Here is a 15,785-nt window from a genome sequence, read left to right as displayed (position 1 = left end):
GTTCGCCATGCAGACTTTTTTCGGAATGATCCTGGGCGCATTGCTGCTTGCAGGCGGCGTCTACGTCTATGATTCCATGCAGACGTCGTCGGTCGCCAATGGCGAGGTCGCGACCACCAATCGCACCATCGTGAACTGGGATGTCGCCAAGGCCGATTGGGACGCACTGCGCGACCGCGCGCATAAGGACTGGGTCCGGATCTCGTCGAAGTAGCATCGCCCGACATGAATGAGGCGCCGTCGCGAGCTCCGCGGCGGCGCCTTTATGTTGGCCACGATCAAAGATGCGGGTCAGTTCATCTTGGCCTTGCGGGCGTCGGCGATGACCTGCTCGAACTCGGTCATGCTGAGCACGCCGGGCACGCGGTACTTGCCGACGATGAATGACGGCGTACCACTGAATCCGAAAGCTTCAGCCTGCTCGTTGTTACGCTTGAGGATGGCGTCGATGTCCTTGGCGCGGCCGGTGAGATCGCGCTTCAACCGGTCCATGTCGACGCCGGCGGCCGCGAGCAGCTCGTTGATGCGCGGCTCGGTCAGGCGCGAGCTGACGCCCATCATGGCGTCGTGGGCCTGATGGTACTTGTCCTGGAATTTCGCCGCCAGCGCAGTCCGCGCCGCCGTGACCGACACCGGCCCGAGGATCGGCCAGTCCTTCATCACCAGCCGCACCTTGCCATCGTCCTGGACGACTTGGCGCAGCTCGGGTTCGAGCTTGCGGCAATACGGGCAATTGTAGTCGGACCATTCGACGATCGTGATGTTGCCGTCGGGATTGCCTGCGACGGGCGTGTCGGGATCGCGCAGCACCTTGGCTTCGGTCAGCACCTCGTCCTCACCGGTTGCCGCGCGCGCAAGGTTGATCCCGCTCGCTGCGACGGCGCCCGCTCCGATCAACGTCAGGGCCGCACGCCGGGTCGGCATCAGACGGCCCTTGTTCCCAAATTCAGTCATATCTTGTCCCGTTTCGGCCCCATCACCGCAAATACGGCTCAGGACCAGGAAATGTTACAGACATATAGAGCGTCGCCGCAGCGATGTCATCGCACCAGCAGTGTGACTGCCAGCGGGACCAGGAACGAGGTCACCAAGGCGTTCAGGCTCATGGCGATGCCGGAAAAGACACCGGCAATCTCGTCGACCTGGAACGCGCGCGCGGTGCCGATGCCGTGCGCGGCAAGGCCGGCGGCGAACCCGCGAGCCCGATAATCGGTGACGCCGGTGCGGTTCATCAGCGGGGTCACGATGATGGCGCCCATGATGCCGGTGAGGATGACCGCGACCGCCGCCAGCGAAGGATTGGCATGCAGGGATTCGGCGATGCCCATGGCGACGCCGGCGGTGACTGATTTCGGCGCCAGCGACAGCACCACGTCACGCGGCAGGCCGGCAAGCTCGGCCAGCAGCACGACCGACACCACCGCGGTGACCGAGCCCGCGACCAGCGCCACCAGCATCGGAACGATCGACGAGACGACGCGCTTGCGGTTCTCGTAGAGCGGCACCGCGAGCGCGACGGTTGCCGGCCCCAGCAGGAAGTGCACGAACTGCGCGCCGGCGAAATAGGTCGTGTAGGAGGTGCCGGTCAACAGCAGGAACACGCCGATGATCCACATCGCGTGCAGCACGGGATTGGCCAGCGGATGACGCCGCGTCGCCAGCGAGACCGCGTCCGTGGTGGCATAGACCAGCAGCGTCACGGTCAGCCAGAGCAGCGGCGATTGCGAGAGATAGACCCAGAGCGAGAACGGATTGTCCTTCATCGCGCGTCCTGTTGCTTCAACAGGCGACTGACGAGGCGAAAGGTCAGCACGGTCGCGAGCAGCGTGACGACCACGGACAGCGCGAGCACGAGGATGATCGCGATGCCATGAGACGCGAGCAGATCGAGCTCCTGCACGACGCCAACGCCGGCCGGCACGAATAGCAGCGAGAGATGGGCCAGCAGGCCCTTGCTCGCCGTCTCGACACCGTCATTGCGCAGCGGCCCGCGCGCGAGCAGCGCAAAGCGGTCGCGGGCGAGCAGCAGGACCAGAAGCAGCAGCAGACCGAGCACGGGTCCCGGCAACGGCAGGCCGAGACCGCGCACAACGGCTTCGCCGATCAATTGGCAGAGCAGGATGAGGCCGAGACTTGCAAGCATGATCGTCGCATCAAGGGATGCGCTAGCACGCTTGTCAATCGCCGCCATGCGCAGACGTGTGCGGCACGTCCGAGGCCGCAATGCGGGGCAACATCGCCATCAAGGTCCCGGTCATGGTCGCGATCAGCGTGGTCTTGCCGTCATGCTCGGCAAAGGCCTTGGCCTCGCAGAAGGTCAGCGTGCGGCCGGGCTTGACGACTTCGGCCCTGAAGACGAAGCGCTCGCCCCGGGCCGGCGCAAGCAGCGTTGTCTTGAACTCGACGGTGAGGATGTCGGATTCGCGCGGCATCAGGGTGAAGGCGGCGACGCCGCAGGCATTGTCCAGGCCTGCGGTGATGATACCGGCGTGGACAAAGCCGTTCTGCTGCGTAAAGGCGGATGCATACGGCATCGCCAGTTCGACCTGGCCCGGCGCCAAGGAGACGATCGATATGCCCAGCGTGCGCATCGCCGGCTGGGCGGCGAACATCGCGGTCGCAGCCGTGCGGTACCCGGGGTTTCTCGGCTCGAATGTGGCCATCGCTCATGCCTCCGCCGGCTCGGAAAGGTGCTTCACGGCGATCTCCCGGATGGCATCGGCAAAGGGCGCGGACTTCCGCAATTGACGGTCCATGTGCACGCCGGTGATCTCACATGTCGCTGCGAGCTCGCCGGTCTCGGCGTTCGTCATATCGTGCCGGAAGCGGATCGACTTGTCGCGAAGCTCGAGCAGATGGCTGCGGATCTCGACGATGTCGCCGGCGAGCAGCTCGCGCCGGTACGCGATGCTCTGCTGCACGGCGGCCATGCCGCGGCCGGAGCTGCGCAGATAGCTCGGCGTCAGGCCCAGGCGGGCGAACAGATTCCAGTTGGCCTCGTCGAACTTGCCGACATACCACATGATGTTCATGTGCCCGACGTGATCGCATTGCCACGGATAGACCGTGCCGCGATAGGTCGCCTCCTGCTCCATCGCACTTCCTCTCGCAATTTCGTCTTTGATCGTTGATACGGTAGCGTATCAAACCCGTGCCGCGTTAGCAATACGGCACCGTATCAAGAGCCGGTGGGTTTCCTTCATGAGTGACGGCAAGGGTGATGTCTGGGTTGAGGCAGGCTTTGCCGAGCTCGCCCGCGCGGGGGTCGAGGGCGTCCGGGTCGAGGTGCTCGCCAAGAATCTTGGCGTCACCAAGGGCGGCTTCTACCGCCGCTTTGCCGACCGCGCCGCGCTGCTCGATGCCATGCTGGAAGGCTGGCGCGAGGGACGCGTCGCCGCAATCGCGCAGCAGACCAGTCTCGACGGGCAGGAGCCCCGCGAGCGCTTGAAGGCTCTGATCCAGCTCTATTCCGAGCGCCTCAATCCGGAGGGCATGGCGATCGAGCTCGCGATCCGGCAATGGGCCCGCTCGGACGAGAACGCCGCTGGAGCGGTGGCGAGCGTCGACGCGGCGCGGCTCAAGCACGTCAGCGAACTCTATCGCGCCACCGGCCTTGCGGCCGAGGCGGCCGAGGCGCAGGCCTTCCTGTTCTACTGCTTCATCTTCGGCCAGAGCTTGTTGTTCGTCGAGAGCGGCGCGCGGAAGCGAGCGCAGCTCGTGGCGAGATCGGCCGAGAAGCTGCTCGACTAGAGCCTTCCCGTTCCGATGGAATCGGAACGCGGCTCCAGCTTCTTGTTTTGACGCGTTTTCTTGACGCGAACCGCTGTCCACTTCGCCCGAAAACGCTCCAGGCGAAATGGCCGGAGCGCTGCTCCGGCCATCGTCTCGATTCGAAGCTCAGGCGGCGCCCTTCAGCTTCTTGGTGCATTCGCTGTAATAGCCGCCACCCTTCTGGATCCACTTCAAGCCGCCATTGCCGTTGGTGGACTTGTTGGCATTGTACTGGCCGACGCAGGTGTGCAGCCGCGCTTTGCCGGGGGTCTCCTTGGCATATTTCGGATCGACCGCGTTCGGATACACCGCCGGTCCGGCCGGCAGGGCCGGCGCGGCGGCGGGTGCCGCCTCCTTCGCCGCCTGCTTCGGCTCGGCAGGAGCGGCGGGCGCAGCCGGAGCAGCTGCGGTCGGTGCAGCGGCGGGCTTCGCATCGGCACCGCACTGGGCCTTGCGGAAGTCATTCCACTTCATGGTCCCGAGCGAGCCGTCCTTCTTGGCAGCCTGATATTTCGCGCTGCATTCCTGCGCGGTCAGTGCCTGCGCCGGCGCGCTCGCCAGCAATGCCGCGACACCGGACGCCGCAATCGCGCACAACAATCTCGTCTGAATGATCATCCCTGGGTCTCCTGCTTGGTCTTCCCCGACGGAAGTAAAACGAACATTGCTATCCTAGCGTGTCGGCCGCTTGCGACAAGGATGCGATCGCTATCGCCGCCAAAATATAGTGATCCCGTCGCTCAGCTCGTTCATGTCGCGTTCAGCAATGCAGGCCGACCGTCCAGCCCTTCGTCATTCTTCCAAGCAGAGTGCAACACATGACCTTCACGTCTCGCCTCGCCGTCGTCGCCCTCGCCTCCCTGCTCGTCACCGGCACCGCCTTCGCACAGACCGCAGCGCCGGCAGCCAAGACCGAGACAAAGACCGATGCCGCTGCCACCACCGCCGACAAGAAGGCGCCGAAGGAGCGTTCGGCCGAGTCGCTCGAATGCTCCAAGCAGGCGGACGCCAAGGGATTGAAGGGCAAGGAGCGCAGGAAGTTTCGCCGTGAGTGCAAGAAGGAGGCGAAGGCCGGCAGCGTCGCTCCCGCCGCCCCCGCCTCAGACAAGAAGTAAGTCCGTCACGACCCTCCGCGAGAGGCGCGCGCATTGCGGCATGACGAGCCTGCAATTGTGCGCCTCCCGCCGATTTGCGATAAGGTGGTGTGAAGCAGATCACCGCCTCCCTGACGTTCGAATGGCCGAGCCGCGCCAGCATATTGAGCACGGTGGAGACGCTCGTCATCGGCACCGCCGGCGGCCTGGTGTTTCTCGGCGCGAACCTTCCCGGCGGCCTGATCTCGGGTTCGATGATCGCGGTCGGGATCGCCGCGATCGCCGGCCGTCAGCTGACCTTGCCGCCGATCCTGACCCAGACCGTGCTGGTGCTGCTCGGCATCTCACTGGGCTCGGTCGTCTCGCGCCATTTGCTTCAGCAGGTCAGCGCCTACCCCGTCACCATCGGCCTGCTTGCGCTCGCCACGTTCTGCTCCACGTTCGGCTCGAGCTATTACCTCCAGCGGATCCACGGCTGGGACCGCACCTCGGCCTTCCTGGCCGGCAGCCCCGGCGCGCTGTCGCAGATCACCATCCTGGCGGTCGAGCGCGGCGCCGACCTGCCGGGCATTGCGGTGGTGCAGACCATGCGCGTCATCATCCTGACCGCCGCGCTGCCGATGGTGCTGGCGATTGCAGGCGTGGCGTCCTCTGCTGCGCCGTCGCTGACGACGACGATCGCCTCGCCGCTCGACCTCCTCGAACTGGCCGCGGCGTCGCTGGCCGCAGCGCTGGTCTTGCGGCTGATCAGGTTTCCGGCGAGCTGGATGTTCGGCGCGATGATCGCCTCCAGCGTGCTGCACGGCGCCGGATGGGTCGAGGGCGGCCTGCCGGACTGGGTCCGCGGCGTGGCGCTGGTCGGTATCGGTGCACTGATCGGCAGCCGCTTCGCGCGGATGCGAATCAAGACGCTCGCCGGCCACCTCAGCGCGGCACTGGGCTCGTTTGCCGTGGCCATCGCCGTCTCCGCCATCTTCGTCGGCATCGTGGCGCTGACCACGCAGGTGAAATTCTCCGACGTCGTCGTCGCCTTCGCGCCGGGCGCGATGGATGCGATGCTGGCGCTGGCCCTGACATTGCACATCGACCCTATCTTCGTCGGCGCCCACCACCTCTCGCGCTTCGTCTTCGTGACGATCGCAACCCCGGGCATCGTGCATCTGTTCGGACGCACGCAGGACGACGTGGACGATTGATTGCTCCCCTCAGCCTGAGGAGCGAGCTCCTGTAGGGTGGGCAAAGCGAAGCGTGCCCACCAACGACTGATGCGAACATCGATAAATGGTGGGCACAGCGCGCGAGCAACGCGCCTTTGCCCACCCTACCGCAGCTATGTCCGCCTCGCCGTCCGCGCAAATCCCCACGCGGCGATCGCGGCCAGCAGCAGCGAGATCAGCACGTTGTAGCCGGCAAGCGAGAGGCCGAGGAAACGCCACTGCACCTCGTCGCAGCGCACCACCTTCACGGTGTCGAGCTTCGACAGCAGATCGGCCGCGCTGCCGAGATTGACGACAGGCCCGGAGCAATCGGTCGGCCCCTTCCAGAAACCCCATTCGACGCCGGCGTGATAGGTGCCGAGGCCGGCATTGGCGAGCGTCGCCAGCGCCAGGATCGCGAGCCCCGCCAGCAGCAGCGGCCGCGGCGCGCCACTCCTCGCCGCCAGCGCCGTCAGCGCGCCGAGCGGGATCACGAGGTAATAGGCGTAGCGCTGCTCCAGGCAGAGCGGACAGGGCAGGATCTCCAGCACGAGCTGGAAGAACCAGGCGCCGGAGATCGTGACTGCGGCGATCAGCGTGACCAGCAGCGAGGCGGTCAGCGCGGGGCTCGCACTGGCCTGCTTGAACGCTGGTATGGCGGCACTCTGGGTCGTCACGGCAGCCTCTTCCGGTGGTCGGGCCCCCAAGCCTCTAGCCCCGGCCCGTGCGGCTGTCGAGAACGGCCGGGATCACTTTGGCGCGGGTTGACCCCGCTTTGTCCATGGCTATAGTCCGCCGGCTTCGCGACGTCCCCTTTGGGGCCGACCGAGGGCCCCTGTGGCGGAACTGGTAGACGCGCTCGACTCAAAATCGAGTTCCGCAAGGAGTGCTGGTTCGATTCCGGCCAGGGGCACCAACTAGGTTGTTCGGGCCCGTTCGCAAGCGGCCGCAGCCGTCCGCGCAGCGCTCCAAGCCCTTGAAAAATAGGCACTTCTGCATAAGTCGGTGTTCGTCACCGTTTGTTCTCATCCGTCCCCAGCCGCCCGATTTGTTGGTATTTTTGTTGGTATCGGGAGAACAGGCGTTCACGGTGACTTCCGCTATTCCGAACGAAGGAATTGAGCAGATGGCCCGCAAGAGCGACGGTGCGCACGTAAACCCGAAGCAGATCAGGAGCGACGTCGACTGCCGCGCCGCCCGACCGAAATTCGGTGGCGGCGCATGGAGTCCGGCCAAGATTTCCGACGTGACCGGCGGCGGCCTCTATCTATTCGTCACGCCCGACGTGAGCAGGCCCGGGCACCCTGCTTCCAAACTCTGGCGGATGAGCTACCGCTTCCATGGCCGCCAGAAAACCTACTCCATTGGCCGTTACGGCAATGGCAGCGATGGCTCGTTCTCTCTTGCTGACGCGCGGCGCGAGCGCGACAAGGCCAAAGACCAGCTTAAGGAAGGAAAAGATCCGAGCACCGAGAAGCAGCTGGACAAGCACAGGCAGGCGGCCGCCCGGTCTTTCGGGCAATGGGCGGACGAGTGGCTCGCGAAGAAAAAAGTGGAGAAAGTCAAACGCGGAAGGATCGTAGCGGTGCGCGATCCCAAGACCATCGAGGTGCTTGAGCTTCGCGTCGGCTACGTCAAGGGTCGCTTCGGCAAGCTGTGCAGGCAGGACATTAAGCGTCCGGACGTGCTCGCTTTCATGCGTGCATACGAAGCCGACGGGAAGCTGGAAACCCGGGACCGCGTGCGCAGCATCGGTGAGCAAATCTGCGACTATGCCGACGTCGAAGGAGACGGCTACAATCCATTCCGTAACCTGAATGGGCAGATGATTACGAACATTTCGACGCCACGTCCTGGCGTAACCGAACCACGTGACGTAACGCGTGTCTTCAAGCTCATCAGCGCACCGTGGACGAGAGCCAGGTTTGGAGACGTTGTCGGCCTCGCCCTGCGCTTCGATGCGCTGACCATTCCTCGCCCTGGCATGGTCAATGAAATGGAGTGGACCGAGGTCGATTGGGACACCGAACGCTGGACTGTTCCAGCCGCCAAGATGAAGACCGGCTGGGACCACGTCGTGCCCTTGTCACGCCAAGCACTTGCGATTCTTAGGAGCGTTCAGAAGCTAACCGGCCATCGCCGGTACGCGTTCTCCTGCTCGAGGGACACGCCGCTGTCGAACAACACGCTCAACAAACGCTTACGACTGCTTGGAATTGATACCAAGACTGAACATTGTGCCCACGGATTCCGAACCACCTTCTCGACCCTGTCTCACCACGAAGAAATCAAGGACGCCAAAGCATGGGATGGTGATGTCGTCGAGCTGCAGCTCGCGCATCTCGACAACTCTACCGTCGAAGGTCTCTACAAGAAGCACGGACCTCTCGCGCTGATCGGCTCGCGCACAAAGCTGATGCAGCATTGGGCTGATCGGATTGACCACTGGCTCGATCCGAAGAGGGTCATTCCAATCAAGGGAGGCGCGCAGCGCGCCTATCTCGCTGATTAACGCTTGGTCACGCCGAAATAGTTGTGTCCACAAGTTGAAGAAGCGATCGCACAATCACTAAGCGCCGGCGCCCGATCGTTGTCGTGACAAGTTGGCCGGATCCAATCAACTCATAAAGCTTTGTGCGTCCCAACCCCGTTACCGTGCAAGCTTCGTCCACCGTGCAGCTGAGTCGCTCCCGAAACGGGACCACTTTTCCGACGCGATCGTTTGTAGGCGAATGCGGGCTTCTAGGCGGGCTCCGCTCAGCCTCTTCCAGCAGATCATCCGTCATAGTCTCTCCTTGTCACGAAAGCAGTCGCTTGGTTACAGCGCGCTCGAGACAGATCGGATTAGAAAAACCAATAATGAAGGCAGTTCAACAGCTCCGAAAGTTCGCTAACTGAGCTGTGGCAATTTCAATCGAGTTACGGCAGGTGCAAATCAAGCTCCAGCAAGCTTCGGCGCACATGGTGAAACCGTTCAACAAGGCGTGAGCGGTCCAAGCGTCATAAACTGCCTGCGAAACAAGATTGATTCGCGAGGATATCGCCAGGTCGTTTCAGCACATCAATCTGCAACAGGATTGTTGCCCGACTTACATCCGCCACCGTATCCCTCAGCCCATCGGCTCGTTGCCAAAGCGCCTGGTCACAAGAATCGAGGAATTCACTGGACAGCGGCGAGACGTTTAGGGACCGATGGCGAATGACGACTCCTTGGTGTCGTGGCACCACCGGATCAATGGATTGGAAATAGAGCACCTCGCAAGTCAATAGATTCCTACAACGAATGTGAGTCGTTTGCGATAGCGCGATCTGTGTCCTCGGCGGCTTGCGCGAGCCAGTTCACCAGAACTTTGATGTGTGGATCTCCAATGCGATCCTGGCTCCAACGCACAATGTGAACCTTGTTTGACAGCACATGGGGTGCGCTTGTAAGTGCCGGGACGAGGCGCCCGTCGCTGATTGCATCGGCGACAAGGAGAGAGCGGCCGATGGCAACGCCAGCCCCCTCCACGGCGGCGGTCAGGCAAAGGCCCATGTCCCCCAATAAAAGACCGCGCGGCTCGGTTCGCTTAAGCCCAAGCTTTTCGAGCCAGTAACCCCAACTCCATTCACCCTCAGGGGGATGGCCTTTCTGTATCAACGGAAGATCGAGCAGCGCCCTCGGATCCGACAAAGGCATACCCTGAGGAAGCAGAGACGGCGCGCAGACTGGAAAGATACGCTCGCGTACAAGCGGTTCTTGCAATGGTGTCGCACGCGACTCTGCGAGAGTAGTCCACAATATCCGCACGTCCAGCGGTGGTCCACCGACAGCCTCGGACTCGACGAGCCGGAAATTGATCTCTATCTATGAGTTGAAATGGCGAAAGCTTCTCAATCGGCGCCCCAACCACCATCCGGCTAACGATGAGCCGGCTCCCAAGCGCAGCGTCTGTCGGGCCGGTCGATTTCTTAAACTGGGCCCAAGACCCGCCATCTCGTTGAGGAGCGGCCCCAGCTCGCCTTCTAACTTTGCCCCGTCATCGCTTAATTCGACCCCCGGATTGCGGCGTATCAAAAGCTGCGTACCGAAGAATTCTTCAAGGCGACGCACCTGATGACTGATTGCACTCTGGGTAACTCCCAGTTCGTCGGCCGCGCGCGTACGAATGCGCACGGCAACAGATGCGCTCAAAGCCGGTGCTTCGAGGTCGCGATGGAGCATCCGGCCGAACACCAACCGCAGCTCGTGCATCAATTATGTAGCAAAGCGCAACTTTTGCTAAGAGATATTGCTTCGATCCCATTTATGGTAGAAATCACACTATTCAGTACCCGACGGCGCAGCAGCGAGTAAGGGATTGCTGGGCTGGGTCAGATGCACAACGGTTTTCTAGGTAAGCGATAGGCAAACGTGGCAACGTCAGAAATCACATTCGCAAATATCCGACCACACGTTACGCTAAATCTTTTTCGCGGGTCCGATTGCGCAGCCACCGCGAAACAGGTCTTCGATAAGTTGGAGAGGCTGGCCGGCACGCTGCCTGTGGCCCCGACCCACCCGTTTCAAGATCATCGTCACATCGTTCCGATGACTCGCGCTGTTGCTGAGGGAATCACGAGTTACGGCGCGTGGTATACAGTGGAAAAACCGCCGACGTGGCTGCGCGAAGACTCGTCTCCAGGTTCAACCGGGTCGTCGGCCACGGCAACGCTCCTAGACGTCGCCAATCACCTCGTCGTCCTCATGGTGTATCAGAAATATTTGGGCGTTTACGCCAGCCAGGATGCGATGCGATCGCGCCTCGTCGAGCTCATCGAAGTGGGCGAGGCAGGCGAAGGCCGAGCGACCGTACGAATCGACACGCCCGCCGAGACCGTTACCCGCGACGAAATAGAATTTGCGTTCGTGCGAGGCAATACCAAGAGCGCCTGGCTCGAAGGCCTGCATGTGCCGACCGTGCTCAAGGCTGACCGCAAGATCTTGAGTGGACCCAATCTTCGCTATGCGCTCGATCATTTCGGCGAGCAGACCTTTACCTACACGGCCGCGATCAGCGAGTTCGGCCAAAGAAATCTGCAAGTCGCGGCGTCGAGGAAGTCCGAGCCCCATCGCGTGGGCGTATCTCACTCGAAGAAAACATTGTGGACGCGATCGACAAAAGCTTTCGACGAGTTTATCGCCGAGTTTAAGACGCTCATCGCACTACTGACCAATCCGACCGCGATAGCGGTCAACGTGTCGGACCTTGAGCGCCCCGGCGTCCCGTTCGTTGCGCGCCCGGTGACGACCCAAACGCTCACTGAGCTGTCCGACGGCTTCGATATTGGTTACGAAGCGCCGACAACTCCCGAGCTTGAGTTGTTGGCGGGTGAGGCGCTCGACAGGACATTGAGCGCCGGTCCATGGTCACAGCAGGGGCGCTTCGTTGTGGAGGGCGCCACACGCCGCAGCGCAGCACCTGATTCAGAGATCGCCGCCGAAGCCTACTATGGCGACCAACGAGTCGCGACGGTATCATTCCGACCGATCAGGCGCACCGATCAGACCGTAGATATTCTTCACCGCGTGGATTCTTACGGGGTTCGCAAGGACGATCCTGCCGTTGTTGCGCTAGATCGGTCGCTTGCCAAGCGCAATACCAACCTCACGCTGCGGTATGGCTCAGGACATGTGATCCAGAACGGGGTCCTCTATACTCTTCACTTTCGCGATGTGATCTTCGATCGGTGGCATTGGACGTCATTTCCGGCGGCTCCCGACGGCAAGCCCTATAAGCTGACTGATGAGAAACCCACTACGGGCAAGGGCAAGAAAAAGATCTACGTGCCGGATCAAATCGGCAAAGACCACTCCCTTTTTTGCTATGTGCGCAACAACGCAGCGGATTTGATATCGCCGGATGATCGGCCCTCTGGCGACTGGTGGCTGCTCTGCGATGATGGTGCCGGCGAGATCGCCGATTTCATTGCCCTTGATACGAAACGCCTGTTCGTCACCTTCGTGCATGTGAAAGCCTGGAAGGACGGCAAGGAGTCGACGATCTCCGTCACACCTTATTCAGAGGTGATAGCCCAGGCGATCAAGAATCTTCGCTCGTTCGATCAAAACGTTCTTGGCAAAGCAATCCATGATCGCACGACCGATGTTAATTCTGAGCTTGTCTGGCGGGCGGATGGTGTGATGATCGACCGCAAAAAATTTGCCGCCAAGCTCGATGAGTTTCGTCATGGAGCTCAGCGTCATGTATTGATCTTGCAACCCCGTACCCATCGCAAGGCGTGGGAGAAAGCGGTCCACGCCCATCGTTCGGGACAGGACGCTGCACAAGTGGGTAGAATGCGCCAACTCAGCGCATTGCTATCCGGAGCCGAGTCAATTTTCCAGAAGCTTGGCGCGACGATGGCCGTGATGGGAGTCGATGATCAAGCGGCCGCGGCGTCCGCCGTGAGCAGCTCTTCGACAAGTTCCTTAACACCATCGCGTGCAAGGAAGCGCCGGCCGTAGGCAAGTCGCTGATGATAAGGGATAAGGTAGCGATCGAAACGGTCAGCTTGTAGCTGCCGTGCTTCCCGAGCTAGTTCGTCTGCCTCCGGTAAAGGTTGTCGCTTAATCTCCGCCAGCAGCGTCTTCACGTCGTTGGCGGACGCCGCTTCGATGGCAATCGCGAAATTTTCAATCGACGCTTTCATTCCCTCGCGCCGCAGCAAGAGAACAAGGGTTTGCGCCCGTCGTGATCCGCACCAAGGAAACAAGACCACATCCCGACCATGATCGAGAAAGCGGTTCTTATCGAGACCGAACTTCTTGAAAGCCTTGCGGCCGTCTTTCACCATTTGAGCCGCCGTCTCGTCCCTCTCCATGGTGTAGGACTTTTCGCCCCGATAAATTGCCCTCATCCGGGCGGCGACGAGGCCGCTTGGGGTCTGGGCCGCGCCGCCATAACGGGGTGCACCCGCCGATGCAGCCTTCGCTACAGTCAATGAGCGGTTGTGATCACTTACGTTGAGCACTCGCCAGCGGCCATTTGCCAAGACAAACGTATCGCCAACGCGATAACTGATCGTCATGGGAAGGTGGCCGATCGGCTGCCCGTTGAAATAGACCGTATATTCAGGTGGCGTGCTGAAGACCGCGTAGGCGGGCCGCGGAATCTCTTCGCTCGTGCTTAGCCGCCATTCATCGTCGGAAACACGCTCGACCAACGAGAGGCGCATCTCGGTCATCGTTTCCAGGAAGCGCGCAAAGAACGCCTCGTCCTTGAGCTCGGGAGCAGCATGCCAAGGACCGCCGAGAACCAGCAGCTGATGGAGCTGTTGTGTCGTCTTCGGGCGTCCCTCGCGGAGAACCGAGATGACCTGATGGTACAGCGTGGAAAGATGCAGATCCGCGTGGTTAGGCTCTTCGAAAGAGCCTTCCAGACTCAACTGCGTCGTTGCGATCGCTTGAAAGGTCTTAATGCGCAATTGGTCGAGCGGATGTGCATCGGCGGTGAGCTCACGCTCGCCAACGTAGATCATTCCTTCCGCCCCCTGATCGCCTCTCCGGCCGGAGCGGCCGACGCGCTGCCGCAGCGCTGCGACGCTAAAAGTCGGATCGATCTGGACGACGCGCTGCACCTGGCCGATATCGATCCCTAGTTCTAGCGTGTTGGTGCAGATGACTACCATTTGCTTGGGTGGGTCCGGCACCTCGTTCCGCATCTTGCGCTCGATCAGCTCCTTCTTCGAATTCGGGATCGAACTGTGATGAGCTTCAAACGTCAAGCCGCTTGATTCAGAGATGGTCGACGCACGCTCTTGCAGAAGGTCAACACCGCCGCGCGAATTACAAAACACCAAGCCGCGTGCATCGCGGCGAAAATCCTTCATCAACTCCTTTGCGAATTGATCATTCAGAGGCAAGGGCGAGGACTTTTTCCCCTTCGTGCTCGCGTCCTCTTTATCGGGGGCAATAAACACCTTCAGGCCGATCTTGATTTTCCGCGCGTTCTTTTGCGGCCTCAGGAACTCGATCGGCACATCCGACTTCGGGCGGAGCACCTCACGCGCGACCTTGTCGATGTCGCTTAGCGTGGCGGAAAGGCCTAACCTTGGAATTTTCCGGCCCGCAAGCAGGTCGAGACGGTGCAGCAACGACTGGAGGTGGCGGCCGCGCGCCGTGTCGAAGAACGCGTGCAGTTCATCGATGACCACCGCCGACACCTTGGAGATCGCCTCAATTTCCGGATTCTCGTGCGCGATTCGCAAAAAGAAACCTTCGATCGATTCCGGGGTGGTCAGAAGAATGCCCTTGCGTTGCCGACGTGCGCGATCCTTCTCTGTCTTACCGACACCGGAGTGCCAGCGATGCACATCGAGGCCAATCGTCTGTGCGAGCGGCCCGATCCGCCCGACTTGATCATTGATGAGCGCGCGAAGAGGACTGATGTACAAGAGCGAGAAGCCTTTCGCGTCGTCTCGCCGCTTCCCGCTCAACCAGGCGAGAAGCGGCAAAAACACGGCCTCCGTTTTGCCGCTTGAGGTCTCGGCCTCCAAGATCGCGTCTGGCAGGGCCGTACCGGGGTTGGTGGGCAGCGTTGTGATCGCAGCTTCTTGGATGCCGGTGAAGGTCTGCCAACCCTTCGAGTCAATGCAATCTACAATTTCCTTTGGGTATCGGTCATGGAACGGCGGAAATCGCTTCATCTGATCCTCAGTTGGCTCTCTTCGCCGAGCGCCCGAGCCCCGCTCATGCGCCTTCATCCGAACAGTTACGGGCAGGTTATTATAAATCGTATGACCATGACGCCACAACCCCACCGCTAGTCTAAGCTAGAAGGGGCCAAGGCGCGTGGGGCTTGCTCGTGCGCTTGTAGAGCGGCGTGCCTCCAGGCGGGCGCTCGATCCGCGCGAGCGCGAGGGAGCGTTACTGACAGGCCGAGACTGCGTTAGGCGGCTCTGGTCCGGCAACAGCCGGACCAGCGCTCGGTCGCCCTTGCGATGTGTCCAACCGATCGCCGGATGTACGGTCCTAGGAAAGCCAGCGTGCATAGGCCTGAATGTCGATCATCGGCACCGTGCCGCTAAACTGAAGCGTAGAAATCAGGTTGAACAGGAAGGCGGTCGCGGGCCGACCTTCCTTAGTGAAGGAATAAGTCTTGGCGGCAGGATCGAAACTGAAATGCCCGTGCGCAGCGACACAGCCCATCTCCAGACGTTCTAGTTGGTCGGTTACCGCGAGCGCGCGCTCTAACGGCGCACCGAAGGGCGGGCTCCAATCACTCTCGAAGGTCAGCAAGCCGCCGAGGATCGGAATGAGGGGCTTGGCGGGATAGGTCCCGCCGGCGTGCGGAATCGGCAGGCTGGTGCGGTGGAGACGCCGCACAGACGCGACCTTTTTCTGGGCGTACCCCACCATCGTGGCGTTGATCGCCTGCTTGGCTTCGAAGACAGCGTAGACGCTCTCGGCCGGGACAATGGTCTGGCCCTGATACTTGAAGATAAAGGGCGAATACTGGCGGTCGAACACGACGACATCGATCTGGTCACTGAAGTTACCGTGGCTGTCGACGATATGCGCCGAAGCGGCCTGGTAGCGTTGCGGCAGGTATTCCAGCAGCATCTCCAGCCACACCTTCTCGCTGGCGTCGCCTTTGGTCCCGGGATGGGCAAAGGATTTGCGCGCGATCGCAAGTTTCTGCTGGATGTCGTCGTGCAACCCGGACAGCAGCACGGAAAGCGACCAATCAGTCATGGTAAACCC

At 61.5% G+C, this 15,785-nt stretch carries 18 protein-coding genes and 1 tRNA gene; 7 read left to right on the top strand and 12 right to left on the bottom strand.

Features of this window, described 5'->3' with window-relative positions; genetic code table 11:
- Window positions 1-7: 7 nt before the first annotated feature.
- On the top strand, window positions 8-214 hold the full coding sequence (locus XH96_RS04785) for a hypothetical protein (RefSeq protein ID WP_018316294.1): 207 nt from the start codon (window positions 8-10) through the stop codon (window positions 212-214).
- A 77-nt stretch (window positions 215-291) separates the two neighbouring features.
- Here XH96_RS04785 and XH96_RS04780 read toward each other — a convergent pair whose 3' ends face one another.
- From XH96_RS04780 to XH96_RS04760, 5 genes are all read right to left on the bottom strand, one after another.
- The gene (locus XH96_RS04780) at window positions 292-954 is read right to left on the bottom strand and encodes a DsbA family protein (protein WP_194391287.1); all 663 of its coding nucleotides are present in this window, start codon (window positions 952-954) and stop codon (window positions 292-294) included.
- Between the two features lie 86 nt (window positions 955-1,040).
- Window positions 1,041-1,763 (bottom strand): LrgB family protein, encoded by a 723-nt coding sequence (locus XH96_RS04775; RefSeq protein WP_194391286.1) that lies wholly within the window; start codon window positions 1,761-1,763, stop codon window positions 1,041-1,043.
- Window positions 1,760-2,143 (bottom strand): CidA/LrgA family protein, encoded by a 384-nt coding sequence (locus XH96_RS04770; protein ID WP_194391285.1) that lies wholly within the window; start codon window positions 2,141-2,143, stop codon window positions 1,760-1,762. The genes XH96_RS04775 and XH96_RS04770 overlap by 4 nt, the downstream gene beginning before the upstream one ends.
- Window positions 2,144-2,177: 34 nt before the next feature.
- Window positions 2,178-2,663, bottom strand: coding sequence for a PaaI family thioesterase (locus XH96_RS04765; RefSeq protein WP_194391284.1), 486 nt, complete (start codon window positions 2,661-2,663; stop codon window positions 2,178-2,180).
- A gap of 3 nt (window positions 2,664-2,666) precedes the next feature.
- A complete protein-coding gene (locus XH96_RS04760; protein WP_194391283.1) occupies window positions 2,667-3,095 on the bottom strand; it encodes a thioesterase family protein in 429 nt (142 codons plus the stop codon).
- A 106-nt stretch (window positions 3,096-3,201) separates the two neighbouring features.
- Between XH96_RS04760 and XH96_RS04755 the strand changes: the two genes are divergently transcribed.
- Entirely contained in the window at window positions 3,202-3,750 is a 549-nt protein-coding gene (locus XH96_RS04755) for a TetR/AcrR family transcriptional regulator (RefSeq protein ID WP_194391282.1), read from the top strand.
- Window positions 3,751-3,897: 147 nt separating this feature from the next.
- Here the strand turns inward: XH96_RS04755 and XH96_RS04750 are convergent, their stop codons facing one another.
- Window positions 3,898-4,389 carry a hypothetical protein gene (locus tag XH96_RS04750; protein WP_194391281.1) on the bottom strand — a complete coding sequence of 164 codons (492 nt, stop codon included), beginning with the start codon at window positions 4,387-4,389 and terminating at the stop codon, window positions 3,898-3,900.
- A gap of 200 nt (window positions 4,390-4,589) precedes the next feature.
- On the opposite strand from XH96_RS04750, the gene XH96_RS04745 reads away from it, so the two are divergent.
- Both XH96_RS04745 and XH96_RS04740 read left to right on the top strand, forming a co-directional pair.
- Window positions 4,590-4,886 (top strand): PsiF family protein, encoded by a 297-nt coding sequence (locus XH96_RS04745; RefSeq protein ID WP_194391280.1) that lies wholly within the window; start codon window positions 4,590-4,592, stop codon window positions 4,884-4,886.
- An 89-nt stretch (window positions 4,887-4,975) separates the two neighbouring features.
- A complete protein-coding gene (locus tag XH96_RS04740; protein ID WP_194391279.1) occupies window positions 4,976-6,061 on the top strand; it encodes an AbrB family transcriptional regulator in 1,086 nt (361 codons plus the stop codon).
- 134 nt (window positions 6,062-6,195) lie between these two features.
- On the opposite strand, the gene XH96_RS04735 is transcribed toward XH96_RS04740, so the two are convergent.
- A complete protein-coding gene (locus XH96_RS04735) occupies window positions 6,196-6,738 on the bottom strand; it encodes a disulfide bond formation protein B (protein WP_194391278.1) in 543 nt (180 codons plus the stop codon).
- 154 nt (window positions 6,739-6,892) lie between these two features.
- Between XH96_RS04735 and XH96_RS04730 the strand changes: the two genes are divergently transcribed.
- Together XH96_RS04730 and XH96_RS04725 are read left to right on the top strand one after the other, a co-directional pair.
- Window positions 6,893-6,977, top strand: a tRNA-Leu gene (locus tag XH96_RS04730).
- A 210-nt stretch (window positions 6,978-7,187) separates the two neighbouring features.
- Window positions 7,188-8,573, top strand: a complete 1,386-nt coding sequence (locus XH96_RS04725; RefSeq protein WP_194391277.1) for a site-specific integrase — start codon at window positions 7,188-7,190, stop codon at window positions 8,571-8,573.
- 7 nt (window positions 8,574-8,580) lie between these two features.
- Here XH96_RS04725 and XH96_RS39765 read toward each other — a convergent pair whose 3' ends face one another.
- From XH96_RS39765 to XH96_RS04710, 3 genes are all read right to left on the bottom strand, one after another.
- Window positions 8,581-8,847, bottom strand: coding sequence for a helix-turn-helix domain-containing protein (locus XH96_RS39765; RefSeq protein ID WP_194391276.1), 267 nt, complete (start codon window positions 8,845-8,847; stop codon window positions 8,581-8,583).
- Between the two features lie 488 nt (window positions 8,848-9,335).
- Window positions 9,336-9,851 (bottom strand): LysR substrate-binding domain-containing protein, encoded by a 516-nt coding sequence (locus XH96_RS39760; RefSeq protein WP_371739963.1) that lies wholly within the window; start codon window positions 9,849-9,851, stop codon window positions 9,336-9,338.
- A 57-nt stretch (window positions 9,852-9,908) separates the two neighbouring features.
- Complete coding sequence (locus XH96_RS04710) at window positions 9,909-10,295, bottom strand: LysR family transcriptional regulator (RefSeq protein ID WP_246790147.1); 387 nt, start codon at window positions 10,293-10,295, stop codon at window positions 9,909-9,911.
- 159 nt (window positions 10,296-10,454) lie between these two features.
- Here XH96_RS04710 and XH96_RS04705 point away from each other — a divergent pair, with 159 nt between their 5' ends.
- Window positions 10,455-12,548 (top strand): hypothetical protein, encoded by a 2,094-nt coding sequence (locus XH96_RS04705; protein WP_194391273.1) that lies wholly within the window; start codon window positions 10,455-10,457, stop codon window positions 12,546-12,548.
- Here XH96_RS04705 and XH96_RS04700 read toward each other — a convergent pair.
- Both XH96_RS04700 and XH96_RS04695 read right to left on the bottom strand, forming a co-directional pair.
- Window positions 12,467-14,728, bottom strand: a complete 2,262-nt coding sequence (locus XH96_RS04700) for a DEAD/DEAH box helicase (RefSeq protein ID WP_194391272.1) — start codon at window positions 14,726-14,728, stop codon at window positions 12,467-12,469. The two genes, XH96_RS04705 and XH96_RS04700, sit on opposite strands and share 82 nt — an antisense overlap.
- 325 nt (window positions 14,729-15,053) lie before the next feature.
- Window positions 15,054-15,776 (bottom strand): DUF6602 domain-containing protein, encoded by a 723-nt coding sequence (locus XH96_RS04695; protein WP_194391271.1) that lies wholly within the window; start codon window positions 15,774-15,776, stop codon window positions 15,054-15,056.
- Between the last annotated feature and the right edge of the window lie 9 nt (window positions 15,777-15,785).

The organism is Bradyrhizobium sp. CCBAU 51765 (assembly GCF_015291725.1).
In the GTDB taxonomy this organism is placed as follows: domain Bacteria; phylum Pseudomonadota; class Alphaproteobacteria; order Rhizobiales; family Xanthobacteraceae; genus Bradyrhizobium; species Bradyrhizobium liaoningense.
The sequence above is the reverse complement of the archived record's forward strand: the minus strand, read 5'-3'. Positions and strand labels throughout refer to the sequence as shown.